Genomic DNA, 12327 nt, shown 5'->3' with positions numbered 1-12327 from the left:
TTTCAGCGCACCGAGAAATAATACAACATGAAGTAAGGCATCAAAGGAGTGATATTATGGGCAACGGTAACGCAGAAGAAAATGCACAGGACCGACAGGCTGCTTTCAAAAATGCATTGACGGGAAAGCATCTGCCCGTACTCACCCTGGATAATAAATGGTATCGGTTGTTGAATAAGACCGGTTCCGTTCCGCTAAAAGAAACGGAAGATGCCCTGAATCAGCTGTTGAAACGACAAGGTAAGCTCAATACCGAGTCGAAGGATATCCGGAATCTGAAAAAGAAGCTGATGAAAGAAATCGTTCCTATGGTGGATGAGGCGGAACAGCAGGGCGAAAACAGTAAGCTGAACAAACAGATCGAGGATCATAAGCGCCTGATCGAGGAATGCAATGAGAAGCTGGAAGCATACGAAGATGAGTTAAAAGATATCCCCAGAGAGATCGAAAGAATAAATCTTCAGCTTATGATGTTTACTATGGACTGCTGCTATGATATTATGAAGGATAATGACAAACAGATCAAAGAGACTGCGGAGTGGGTGGGTGCGATCCGTATCGAACTGAAAAAACGTCTGATCGAAAAACAGCAGATGGAACAGCAGAATCAGGAGATCTACAACTACATGCATGATATTTTTGGTGCAGAAGTGGTCAATCTGTTTGACATGAAATATAATCCGGAGCAAAAATAGTATGAGATATCTGGTAACTGCACAGGAAATGAAGCAATACGATAAAAATACCATAGAGTACCTCGGCATCCCGGGGCCGGTTCTGATGGAAAGAGCGGCTCTGGCTGCGGAGGATTTTCTGAAAGAGCGCTTTGATGCCGTGAAGGAACGGACAAAAGTGCTCATTTTTGCTGGTATGGGAAATAACGGAGGAGACGGTCTGGCTTTGGCGAGACTTCTTGCGGCGGACGGTTATACGGTAGCGGTACGACTTGTGGGAGATCCGGAGAAAGCCACAGAGCAATGGAAGAGCCAGTGGCAGACCCTGCAACATTTTCCGGTGAAGACAGACAGTAATACGCAGGCAGATGAATATAATGTGATTGTAGATGCCTTGTTCGGTGTAGGATTGAGCCGCCCGGTGGAAGGCATCTATGCGGAAGCCGTAGAAGAGATGAATGTGGCGGAAGGATTTAAGCTGGCACTGGATGTTCCCAGTGGGATCTGCTCGGACACCGGACGGGTGCTTGGTTGTGCTTTCCTGGCAGATGCAACGATTACTTTTGGTTTCTGCAAGAGAGGCCTTGTAATGTATCCGGGAACCGATTATGCCGGGCAGGTACACATTGCAAATGTGGGGATCGGACCGGAGAGCTTTCTGGGACAGAGCCCGGAGATGTATACTTATGACAGCTGTGAACAGCATCTGCCGGACAGAACATCCTCCGGGAATAAGGGAACCTTCGGCAAAGCTTTGCTGGTGGCTGGGAGCAACGGCATGGCCGGAGCAGCAATCCTGGCGGCAAGAGCGGCGTATCGTACCGGAGCCGGTATGGTAAAAGTAATCACCGCAGAGGAGAACCGGCAGATCTTACAGCAGGGAATTCCGGAGGCTTTGTACGGATCCTGCAGACAGCTGTCCGAGAGCATGGAATGGGCGGATGTTATTGCTGTCGGTCCCGGCATCGGCAGAGAGGAACAGGCACGGGAATGCCTGAAAAAAGTAGTGGAAAAGAGCAGAAAACCATTAGTGATGGATGCGGATGCACTGAATCTTCTGGCGGAAGAAAACGGTAAGGAATTGGCAGAGAAGCTGCGTACCCAGGGGGCAGAAGGCAGAATTATCATTCTGACTCCACATGTGGGAGAATTGTCCAGACTGCTTGCGAAGACCATCCCGGAATGCAAGAAGGAGCTTCCGGAGTGTGGCAGAGAACTGGCAGAACGGTTTCACGGTGTGGCGGTTGCCAAGGATGCAAGAACGATTGTATGTAAAGAACAGGGAGAATTTTATCTGAATACTACAGGCAACAGCGGTATGGCCACTGCGGGCAGCGGAGATGTCCTGACGGGTGTGATCCTGGGACTTTTAGCTCAGGGTATGAATGCAAGTGATGCAGCTGTGAACGGTGTGTATCTCCATGGCAGAGCCGGTGAGCTGGCGGCAAAGCTCCATACGGAGTATGGGGTAATGGCGGGAGATATTGCGGATTGCCTGATGAAAGACTATGATGAGAAAGAAAGTGTGAAGAAATGATAAGCAAACTACAGGAAAAGATGAATTCCTACCAACGGGTATGGGCGGAAATAGATCTGGATGCCATTTGGGAGAATATGATCCATATGAAGGAAAATATTGCCCCGGAGACGAAGATACTGGCGGTCATAAAGACGGACGGTTACGGACACGGCGGTGTTCCCATTGCCAGAATGCTGGAGGATGTGGATTTTATGTTCGGCTATGCGGCAGCTACCTACGAGGAGGCACATGTCCTCAGGGAAGCCGGTGTGAAGAAACCGATCCTGATCCTGGGATATACTTTTCCTTATTGTTATGAGGAAATGATCCGGGAAGAGATCCGCCCGGCAGTGTATCGCAGGGATACCGTGGAAGAACTGGCAGAGGCCGCAGCAAAGGCCGGTAAGAAAGCCAAAGTGCATATCAAAGTGGATACCGGCATGGGAAGGATCGGTATCACTCCGGATGACGAAGGGCTGGATTTTGTAAAATTTGTCATGGAACATCCCGGACTGGAAGTGGAAGGTATCTTTACCCACTTTGCAAAATCGGATGAAGCGGATAAGACTTCTGCCAACCATCAGCTGGAACTGTTTCAGAATTTTATTGATAGAATACAGTCGGAACTGGGACTGGAGATTCCGGTAAAGCATTGTTCCAACAGTGCGGCGATTCTGGAAATGCCCCAGGCCAACATGGATATGGTACGGGCGGGAATCACGACCTACGGTTTATATCCTTCCGAAGAAGTAAGTAAGGATATTGTACCTCTGCGGGCTGCAATGTCTCTCTACAGTCATATCATTTACTGCAAGACGATCCATGCGGGGCAGAGTGTCAGCTACGGTGGATTGTTTACCGCAACAAAAGATACCAGAGTAGCCACCATCCCTGTAGGATATGGAGACGGGTATCCCAGAAGCCTGTCGGGAAAAGGCTACGTGCTGATCCACGGGAAAAAGGCCCCCATCCTCGGAAGGGTCTGCATGGATCAGTTCATGGTGGATATTTCCGGAATTCCCGGAGCCATGGAGGGCGATAAGGTGACGCTCCTTGGCGCGGATGGTCAGGAGCGGATCACGGCGGAAGAACTGGGAGAACTTTCCGGCAGATTCAATTATGAGTTTGTCTGCACACTGGGAAAACGAATTCCCAGAGTCTACCGTCGAAATGGTGAGATCACAGAAGTAAAAGATTATTTTGAAAATTTCTGACGGATCTAAAGTGTTCGTATAACTCCGGAAGAATCGGCAATACTTATGTTAAATCGCTGATGAAGGAGTAGAAATGAGAAGAGGAGATATCTATTACGCAGATTTGAGACCGGTCATCGGCTCGGAGCAGGGCGGCATCCGGCCGGTGCTGATCATCCAGAACGATGTGGGGAACAAACACAGTCCCACCGTGATCTGCGCTGCAATCACCTCAAAGATGAACAAGGCGAAGCTGCCTACGCATATTGAACTGAATGCCCGCCGCTACGATATGGATAAAGATTCCGTAGTGCTGCTGGAACAGTTGCGCACCATCGATAAAAAGAGGCTGAAAGATAAGGTATGCCATCTGGACGGAGACATTATGCGGAGAGTGAACCGGGCACTGAAAGTCAGCCTGGAGCTGGATACATAGCCCGATGCATAGTGTATCCGAAAATAGGATAAAATACGAAAGGATGAAATAAAATATGGACATGAGTGGGCCTGTGGCCATTTTTCTCTTTTTCCTGCTGTTGCTGGTGGATATGTTTTTCTATGGATTTGATGCCGCCATCGACAATCTGAATGAAAAGGAGATCCTACATAAAGCAGAGGAAGAAAAGGATCGCCGGTCCATGCGGCTGAGTGAAATGATCAGCCGTCCGGGGATCTATATCAATACGGTACAGCTGGTTATTACGCTGATCAATATTTTAATGGGAGCTTTTTATCTGAATATCTGGCTGCAGACCATTGACAAGGGACTTCATGTGATCAATGTGGGAGGCATGTCTCTGGAGAATGTGCCTACGGGAGTGCTTTCAGGGATTGCCACGGTATTGTCTTTTATTGCCATGATCTATATCCTGTTGACTTTCGGTGTGCTGATTCCCCGGAAAATGGCATCCAGACAGCCGGAGAAGTGGGCGTATGCCTGTATTGACCCGATTTATATTATCACCAGACTGCTGGCACCCCTGACGGGGCTGGTGAATCTGACAGCCAAGGGAATCCTGTTCCTCTTCGGTGTCCGCAACAATACGGATGAAAATGATGTGACCGAGGAAGAGATCATCAATATGGTGCAGGAAGGTCATGAGCAGGGTGTCATTCAGGCCAGTGAGGCGGAGATGATCTCCAACATTTTCGAATACGGAGACAAGGAAGCCCAGGATATCATGACACATCGTGGAAGTATCGTGGCCATTGATGGTGAGACGAAACTGAAAGATGCCATTGCTTCCATGCTGGGAGGCAAGAACAGCCGTTACCCTGTGTATGAGGAGAATATTGATCATATCATCGGTATCCTGCATCTGAAGGATGCCATGCGGTTCCATATCAGTGATGACAAGCTGGACCTGCCTATCGCAAAACTGGACGGGCTGCTCAGAGAGCCTTATTTTGTGCCGCAGACGAAAAATATCGATGAACTGTTCAAGGAAATGCAGTCCCAGAAGCTGCAGATGGCCATTGTGGTAGACGAATACGGACAGACCGACGGACTGATCGCCATGGAGGATATTCTGGAGGAGATCGTCGGCAATATCATGGATGAGTATGATGAGGATCAGGAATACATCAAGAACCGTGGCAAGGGCGAATATGTCATGGAAGGCAAGACTCCATTAAAGGAAGTGGAAGAGCTTCTGGGTATTACCTTCGACGAGGAAGAATTCGAGACTTTGAACGGTTTCCTGATCTCCAGACTGGACCGGATCCCGGAACCGGACGAGCAGTTCGATGTGGACTATAAGGGATACAACTTTAAAATCCTTTCCGTGGTCAAAAAAATGATAGGAAGTGTGTTGGTCCGGAAGCTTCCGGAGGAAAAAACACCGCAGAATGCAGAAGACGGACAATCAGTGCTTGAAGAAAAAAGAAAATAATGCTATGATAGAAAGAGCGTTATTGCGTAAAGACTACGCATACAAAGAGAAAGAAACTTTAAGTTCAAAGGAGTAACAAAAATGTCAGGACATTCCAAATTTGCTAATATTAAGCATAAAAAAGAAAAGAACGATGCTGCAAAGGGTAAGATTTTTACCATTATCGGCCGTGAGATCGCAGTCGCTGTAAAAGAGGGCGGTCCCGATCCCGCCAACAATTTCAAACTGGCAACCGTTATTGCCAAGGCAAAAGCCAACAACATGCCCAACGATACCATCGAGCGCGGTATCAAGAAGGCAGCCGGAGATGTGGGCAATGTAAACTATAAGTATGTGACTTACGAAGGTTACGGCCCCAACGGTATCGCCATCATCGTAGATGCACTTACCGACAACACCAACCGTACCGCTGCCAACGTAAGAAGCGCATTTACCAAGGGACAGGGTAATGTAGGTACTCCCGGATGTGTATCCTTTATGTTCGATAAGAAGGGACAGATCATCGTGGACAAGGAAGAATGTGATATGGAAGCGGACGATCTGATGATGATCGCTCTGGATGCCGGAGCGGAAGATTTCTCCGAAGAGGATGACAGCTTCGAAATCCTGACTGATCCCGATAACTTCGAAGAGGTACGCAAGGCTCTGGAAGATGCCGGAATTCCCATGATCAGTGCAGAAGTTACCATGATTCCCCAGAATTATGTAACACTGACCGATGAGACTGCAGTGAAGAACTTACAGAGAACCCTGGATCTGCTGGAAGATGATGATGACGTTCAGGCAGTATATCATAACTGGGACGAATAAATTGAAAGGTTAGGGGTAACAGCATGGAGAAACTTGCAATTGTAGTTCCTTGTTATAATGAAGAAGAGGTGTTAAAGATTGCTTCCGAGGCACTGAGGGGTGTGCTGGATGATCTGATCCATAAGGGAAAGATCGCGGAAGACAGTTTTATTCTGTTTGTAAATGATGGCAGTAAGGATCGTACCTGGGAGCTGATCGAAGAAGAGCATCAGGCACATCCGGTGCAGGTATGCGGTGTAAAGCTGGCCGGCAATGTGGGACATCAGTTCGCACTGACTGCCGGACTAATCACTGCCATGGATCTGTCTGATGTGACGGTTTCCATTGATGCAGATCTGCAGGATGATGTAGCTGTGATCGAGGAAATGATCGATAAGTTCCACAACGGCTGTGATATCGTATACGGTGTCCGTAAGGAGCGTAAGACCGATACTTTCTTCAAACGTACCACGGCGCAGGGATTTTATAAAGTCATGGAAATGATGGGGGTCAAGACTGTTTACAATCATGCGGATTTCCGACTAATGTCCAAGCGCGCGGTAGAACAGTTCTCCAAGTATCAGGAGACCAATCTGTTCTTAAGAGGTATGATGCCTTTGATCGGTTATCAGACGGACTGTGTATACTATGACCGTAAGGAAAGAGTGGCCGGTGAGTCCAAGTATCCTCTGAAGAAGATGCTTGCACTGGCATTCAACGGTATTTCTTCCTTCAGTGTGAAGCCTATCAGTATGATCCTGGGTGCCGGTATGATCATTGTGGCCTTAAGCGTTCTGGCTGCTATTTATGCGCTGATCTCTTATTGTACCGGACACGTGGTACCGGGCTGGACTTCCCTGATCCTGTCCATCTGGTTCCTGGGCGGTATTCAGTTGATGGCCATCGGACTGGTGGGCCAGTATATCGGCAAGATTTACATTGAGGTAAAACATCGTCCCAGATATAACATCGAAAAGGTACTGAAATAATGAATTATAAAAAAGGCATTTTAAGTGTTATATTGTGGTTCATTTATGCATTGACAGCGGGAACCGTACTGGTGGGCACGACAATGGTCATGCTCCTGCCGGAAGGTGGTTCCCGCCCAATCGGCCTTGTTATCGCAGGTGTATGGCTTGCGATGACAGGGCTGGTTGTTTTTCTGTTACATAGATTTCTGTGGGTAAAATGGGCACAAAACGGTGAAGGCTCAGGGCAGGTGAAACTGATTATCGAGGGACTGGCTGTAGTAGCTCTGATTGCTGTGGGAATCACACTTCGTGTAAGAGAGAGTATGCAGTACGATATCTCCGGGGCGGCCGGTAACATCTGGTTCGATGCGGTGAAAGTCACCGAGACCACGCGGATTCCTCAGGTGGTACACGGTGCGGTATACTTTTATCTGCAGGTGCTACACGGGCTGTTGGTATTTTTGGGTAATAAAATGACAGCGGCGCTGGTATTGCAGATTGTGCTGCAGATCCTGACCGGAATCTTTTTATATTTTGCGGTACGGAAACTGACCGGTATGGTGGCTGCAGTGGTATCTCTTGCGTACTGGATGTTATGCCCTGTTCTGTCTGGAGCAGTGATTCTGGGACCGGAACCGTTATATCAGTTATTGTGGATGATTGGTCTGTGTGTGTGCGTGGAAGCACTGGATAGTTTCAGGGGGCGGGGAGACACCCCCGGTATCCGTTCCGTGGGTGGATTTTTCTTAAGCGGTATTGTTATAGGAATTTTGGGCTATCTGGATGTCACAGGACTGCTCTTGCTACTCGTAGTGTTTTCTGCACTTTTTCTGGAGACAAAGCAACAGGTAAAATGGATGCGCAGAATCTGTGCCGGAGCATTGGGATTATTTGGTACAGTGGTGGCATTTTTTGCCTGCATCGCTCTGGATGCCGTGGGCAGCGGAAAGCAGATGGAAAATATACTTCTGGCATGGTGGAAAGTCTTTTCCCCGGGAAGATTCACATGGATCGCCCTCTATGAACAGCCGGCAGTTCACACATATGTGCCTGATAAGGTGGCCACGGTCATTATAGTTGCCGTTATGGTTACGATCCTTGCATGCGGCGCATTCAGTTACTGGTGTAGGAAAGAACACGAGAGACAGTCCGTGTGGATTGCTCTGGCGCTGGCACTTGGAATCTTAAACGGCTGCGGAATGCTGAGTGAAGATATGCCGGGACTTACGTTATTGTATCTGTTATTGGCAGTAGCTGCCGGCGCAGGAATACAGGCGGTTCTACCGTACGAAATGGAACTGCTGCGGGAAGTCAAAGGGGTGCTGCCTGAGACCGTTGAGGCAGTTCCTGTGGGAGCTGCTTCCACAAAACGCCGACTGAAAGTACAAGATCTGGAGACCGAGGAATTCCCGGAGGAAGAGCCAGCGGATTTCCAGGAAGAACCTGTAGAAACGGAAAAAATACAGCTGATCGAAAATCCACTGCCCCTGCCGAAAAAGCATGTGCCTAAGGTACTGGATTATAAGCTGAACGGTGATGATGACAGTGATTTTGATTATCCGGTAGCGGATGACGATGATTTTGATCATTAAACATAAACAATAAAAAAGCGGATATACTAAAAGACGATACGAAAGGCAAAAGCCCGGGTATCGTCTTTTTGTTTTTATAATCATCGGAACAGGGAGGAAACAGGCCATGCAGAATCAGAAAGATAACAATCAAAACAAGAAGGAAGCGCCGAAGACCGAGGCGGAAGAACACAGAGACGAAAGAATTGAAAAAACGGGACAACTGACGCTGTCGGATGCGGCATCCGGGGAAAAGATCCATCTGCTGACCATTATCGGTGAAATCGAAGGGCATGATAATCTCTCCGGTAATTCGAAGACCACGAAATATGAGCATATCCTGCCACAACTGGCAGCCATCGAAGACAGTGAAAAAATTGGCGGTGTGCTGGTACTTTTAAATACCATGGGCGGAGATGTGGAGGCGGGACTGGCTATTGCAGAGATGCTGGCATCTTTAAGCAAACCCACCGTATCCCTGGTGCTGGGTGGCAGTCATTCCATCGGGGTGCCTATTGCGGTGAGTTGTGACTATTCCTTCATCGTACCCACTGGAACCATGGTGATACATCCGGTAAGAATGAATGGCATGGTGATCGGTGTGCCCCAGACCTTTGAATATTTTAAACTGATCCAGGACCGGATCACGGGCTTTGTATGCAAACACTGTAAAATCAGCCGGACAAAACTGGAAGAACTCATGATGGAGACCGGATTCTTAACGAAGGATGTGGGAAGCATTCTGGTGGGAGAAGAAGCGGTGAACCACGGTATTATTGACGAAGTGGGAGGTATCGACCGGGCCATCTGCAGGCTTCGGAAGATGATCGAAGGGAACAGAAAAAGGGATGACAAGGCCATGGAAAAATGATATACTTCTAATTATGACTATAATGAAGTTAGGAGTATGATGACATGGCATCTTCATCAGGCAAAAGAACATCATCTTCCAATAGGACGAGAAAAAGTACCACAAACAGCCGCAGCAGGCAGGCGCAGAGAACAGCACAGGACAGTGAACTGTTCCATGAGATCGGTCTGATCGTTTTGTTTGTGGTAATGGTGATATTATTTTGTTGTAATTTTGGTATTATCGGCCCGGTCGGCAATGCGATCAGCGGGGTCTTATTCGGTATCTTTGGATTTACTGCATATATAGCACCTATTGTGATATTTCTGGCTGTGGCTTTCTGGTTCGCCAATGAGGGGAACCCTACCGCTGTACGCAAAATGATTGCAGGTGTCGTATTGTTTCTGATGCTCGGTGTGATCTGTGATCTGATCGCCAGGACTGCCGGCTCTATGGAACAGTATGATATCAAACTGTTATATACAAACTGCAGTACCGGTAAAAAGGGCGGAGGTATTCTGGCAGGAAGTATCTGCTATCTGTTGCTGCATTATCTGGAGACGGTAGGAACGGTTCTGGTGGTCTTATTGTGTTCTGTGATCAGTCTGATCCTGGTAACGGAGCGTTCTTTCTTAAACAGTATGCGAAACGGTGGTGACCGGATCCGGGAACTGTCCAGAGAGGATGCAGTGCGCAGACGGGAAAATGCACAGATCCGCAGACAGGAACAGGAGGAACGTAATTCCCAGAGAGAGGAAGCCCGTCGTATCCGGGAAGAGGAACGACGGATCCGTGAGGAAGAGCGCAGACTCCGTGCGGAAGAGAAAGAGAATGAGCAGATCTTAAACGCCATTCCCCGCAGAGAGAAAAAAGTCAGCGGTGTTATGATGGACACTTCCCTGAAAAAGCAGGAGGCACAGCCTGTGGGAAGACGGGAAGATATTCATGAGATCGTTTATGAAGAGGATGCACAGGAGATTCCTGTTGTGGAAGAGACCAGAGTGACCTCCAGCGATTTTGATAAGATCAAGGTAACGGGAATGCATCAGGTGACCATGCAGGAGGCCGCAGCAGAAGAACCTTACGAGGAGATCCCCGTGGAGGAAGTGACCAGTGCTGCTACCTTCAAAAAACCTTTTGAACGCAGAGAATCCTGGCAGGAGGAGGCAGCACTCCTGACACCTCAGGCGGAATCTATCCGGATTCACAAGGAAGATATCCCGGAGCCTGAGCCTGTCGTGCGGGAACCTGCAGAGACAGCAACGGCGGAAAGCCGCATACGACCGAAAATCACGGCACCGGAGCCGCCAAAGGGTAATTCTCTGGCAGAGGATCAGATACATAAGGATATTGCGAAAGCGGCCAAACAGCCTCCGGCAGAATACCGGATTCCGCCTCTGAGCCTGTTACAGAAGGGAAAAGCAGCTACCGGAGATTCCTCCAGAGAATTGAAAGAGACCGCCATGCGCTTGCAGCAGACGTTAAATACTTTCGGTGTAAAGGTAACGATTACCGATATCAGCCAGGGTCCCAGTGTTACCCGCTATGAACTACAGCCGGAACAGGGCGTAAAGGTATCCAAGATCGTAGGCCTGGCAGATGATATCAAGCTGAATCTGGCGGCAACGGATATTCGTATTGAGGCACCGATCCCCGGAAAGGCAGCTATCGGTATCGAAGTCCCGAACAAAGAGAACATGACAGTAGCACTCCGGGATCTGTTAGAGAGCAAAGAGTTTCAGGAGTTTAATTCCAATATTGCATTTGCCGTAGGTAAGGATATCGCGGGCAAGACTGTGGTGGCGGATATTGCCAAGATGCCTCATATGCTGATCGCCGGAGCTACCGGTTCCGGTAAGTCCGTATGCATTAATACGCTGATCATGAGTATTTTGTACAAGGCGCATCCGGATGATGTGAAACTGATCATGGTGGATCCGAAGGTCGTGGAACTGAGTGTCTATAACGGCATTCCTCATTTGCTGATCCCGGTAGTGACAGATCCCAAGAAAGCATCTGCTGCATTGCACTGGGGCGTCAGTGAGATGGAAGACCGTTATCGGAAGTTTGCCGATTATAATGTCCGTGATCTGAAGGGGTATAACAAGAAAATAGAGACTATGCCTGTTCCGGAAGGAGAGGAAGCACCGAAGAAGATGCCACAGATCGTCATTATCGTGGACGAGCTGGCGGATCTGATGATGGTATGCCCCGGCGAAGTGGAGGAATCTATCTGTCGTCTGGCACAGTTGGCCAGAGCCGCAGGTATCCATCTGATCATCGCTACCCAGCGACCCAGTGTGGATGTCATCACCGGACTGATCAAGGCCAATATGCCCAGTCGTGTGGCATTCTCCGTATCCAGCGGTGTGGATTCACGAACGATCCTGGATATGAACGGTGCGGAGAAATTGCTTGGTAAAGGCGATATGTTATTCTACCCGCAGGGTTATTCCAAACCGGCCAGAGTACAGGGTGCTTTTGTGTCCGACAAGGAAGTATCCGATGTGGTGGATTATCTCAAGAACCAGGCACTGGGCAATACCTATAGCAACTATGCAGAAGATATTGAAGAGAAGATCAAAAATATCGGCTCGTCAGGTGGTTCCTCCGGAAGCGGTTCTGGTGGCGGTAACGACAGAGACGAATATTTTGAGGAGGCCGCAAGGTTTATTATTGATAAAGACAAGGCCAGCATCGGCATGTTGCAGCGTGTGTTGAAAATCGGTTTCAACCGTGCTGCCAGAATCATGGATCAGCTTTGCGAATACGGCGTGGTAGGTGAAGAAGAAGGCACTAAACCCAGAAAAGTACTTATGAGCATGGAACAGTTCGAACAGCTGTTGGAGGAAATCTGACATTCGTTCG

General features: G+C 48.5%; 10 protein-coding genes. All 10 read left to right on the top strand.

Annotation, left to right across the window (positions count from 1 at the left end; genetic code table 11):
* Window positions 1–56: 56 nt before the first annotated feature.
* The 10 genes from ACLTOH_RS01205 to ACLTOH_RS01160 all read left to right on the top strand — a co-directional run bounded on the left by ACLTOH_RS01205 (window position 57) and on the right by ACLTOH_RS01160 (window position 12317).
* A complete protein-coding gene (locus ACLTOH_RS01205) occupies window positions 57–695 on the top strand; it encodes a hypothetical protein (protein ID WP_337417290.1) in 639 nt (212 codons plus the stop codon).
* A 1-nt stretch (window position 696) separates the two neighbouring features.
* Complete coding sequence (locus tag ACLTOH_RS01200; RefSeq protein WP_412223135.1) at window positions 697–2211, top strand: NAD(P)H-hydrate dehydratase; 1515 nt, start codon at window positions 697–699, stop codon at window positions 2209–2211.
* A 20-nt stretch (window positions 2212–2231) separates the two neighbouring features.
* Window positions 2232–3407 (top strand): alanine racemase, encoded by a 1176-nt coding sequence (gene alr / locus ACLTOH_RS01195; protein ID WP_118503801.1) that lies wholly within the window; start codon window positions 2232–2234, stop codon window positions 3405–3407.
* 73 nt (window positions 3408–3480) lie between these two features.
* On the top strand, window positions 3481–3822 hold the full coding sequence (locus ACLTOH_RS01190) for a type II toxin-antitoxin system PemK/MazF family toxin (protein ID WP_022312232.1): 342 nt from the start codon (window positions 3481–3483) through the stop codon (window positions 3820–3822).
* Window positions 3823–3877: 55 nt separating this feature from the next.
* On the top strand, window positions 3878–5278 hold the full coding sequence (locus ACLTOH_RS01185; protein ID WP_022312233.1) for a hemolysin family protein: 1401 nt from the start codon (window positions 3878–3880) through the stop codon (window positions 5276–5278).
* An 81-nt stretch (window positions 5279–5359) separates the two neighbouring features.
* Window positions 5360–6088, top strand: a complete 729-nt coding sequence (locus ACLTOH_RS01180; protein WP_118669137.1) for a YebC/PmpR family DNA-binding transcriptional regulator — start codon at window positions 5360–5362, stop codon at window positions 6086–6088.
* 23 nt (window positions 6089–6111) lie between these two features.
* Entirely contained in the window at window positions 6112–7056 is a 945-nt protein-coding gene (locus ACLTOH_RS01175; protein ID WP_022312235.1) for a glycosyltransferase family 2 protein, read from the top strand.
* The gene (locus ACLTOH_RS01170; RefSeq protein WP_337763377.1) at window positions 7056–8630 is read left to right on the top strand and encodes a hypothetical protein; all 1575 of its coding nucleotides are present in this window, start codon (window positions 7056–7058) and stop codon (window positions 8628–8630) included. The genes ACLTOH_RS01175 and ACLTOH_RS01170 overlap by 1 nt, the downstream gene beginning before the upstream one ends.
* A 106-nt stretch (window positions 8631–8736) precedes the next feature.
* Window positions 8737–9480, top strand: a complete 744-nt coding sequence (locus tag ACLTOH_RS01165; protein ID WP_337763378.1) for a ClpP family protease — start codon at window positions 8737–8739, stop codon at window positions 9478–9480.
* Window positions 9481–9524: 44 nt separating this feature from the next.
* Window positions 9525–12317: a DNA translocase FtsK gene (locus tag ACLTOH_RS01160; protein WP_337763379.1), complete on the top strand. Its 2793-nt coding sequence runs from the start codon at window positions 9525–9527 to the stop codon at window positions 12315–12317.
* The last annotated feature ends 10 nt before the right edge of the window (window positions 12318–12327 follow it).

Origin of the sequence: Waltera sp. (genome assembly GCF_046969025.1) — a bacterium.
Classification (GTDB): Bacteria; Bacillota; Clostridia; order Lachnospirales; family Lachnospiraceae; genus Acetatifactor; species Acetatifactor acetigignens.
This window is presented reverse-complemented; position numbering and strand designations above follow the sequence as displayed.

Bases quoted from the DNA above. Each gene is read 5' to 3' on its own strand.
- ACLTOH_RS01205 (WP_337417290.1), top strand. From the start codon at position 57: ATGGGCAACGGTAACGCAGAAGAAAATGCACAGGACCGACAGGCTGCT.
- ACLTOH_RS01160 (WP_337763379.1), top strand. From the start codon at position 9,525: ATGGCATCTTCATCAGGCAAAAGAACATCATCTTCCAATAGGACGAGA.
- alr (WP_118503801.1), top strand. From the start codon at position 2,232: ATGAATTCCTACCAACGGGTATGGGCGGAAATAGATCTGGATGCCATT.
- ACLTOH_RS01190 (WP_022312232.1), top strand. From the start codon at position 3,481: ATGAGAAGAGGAGATATCTATTACGCAGATTTGAGACCGGTCATCGGC.
- ACLTOH_RS01180 (WP_118669137.1), top strand. From the start codon at position 5,360: ATGTCAGGACATTCCAAATTTGCTAATATTAAGCATAAAAAAGAAAAG.
- ACLTOH_RS01185 (WP_022312233.1), top strand. From the start codon at position 3,878: ATGGACATGAGTGGGCCTGTGGCCATTTTTCTCTTTTTCCTGCTGTTG.
- ACLTOH_RS01200 (WP_412223135.1), top strand. From the start codon at position 697: ATGAGATATCTGGTAACTGCACAGGAAATGAAGCAATACGATAAAAAT.
- ACLTOH_RS01170 (WP_337763377.1), top strand. From the start codon at position 7,056: ATGAATTATAAAAAAGGCATTTTAAGTGTTATATTGTGGTTCATTTAT.
- ACLTOH_RS01165 (WP_337763378.1), top strand. From the start codon at position 8,737: ATGCAGAATCAGAAAGATAACAATCAAAACAAGAAGGAAGCGCCGAAG.
- ACLTOH_RS01175 (WP_022312235.1), top strand. From the start codon at position 6,112: ATGGAGAAACTTGCAATTGTAGTTCCTTGTTATAATGAAGAAGAGGTG.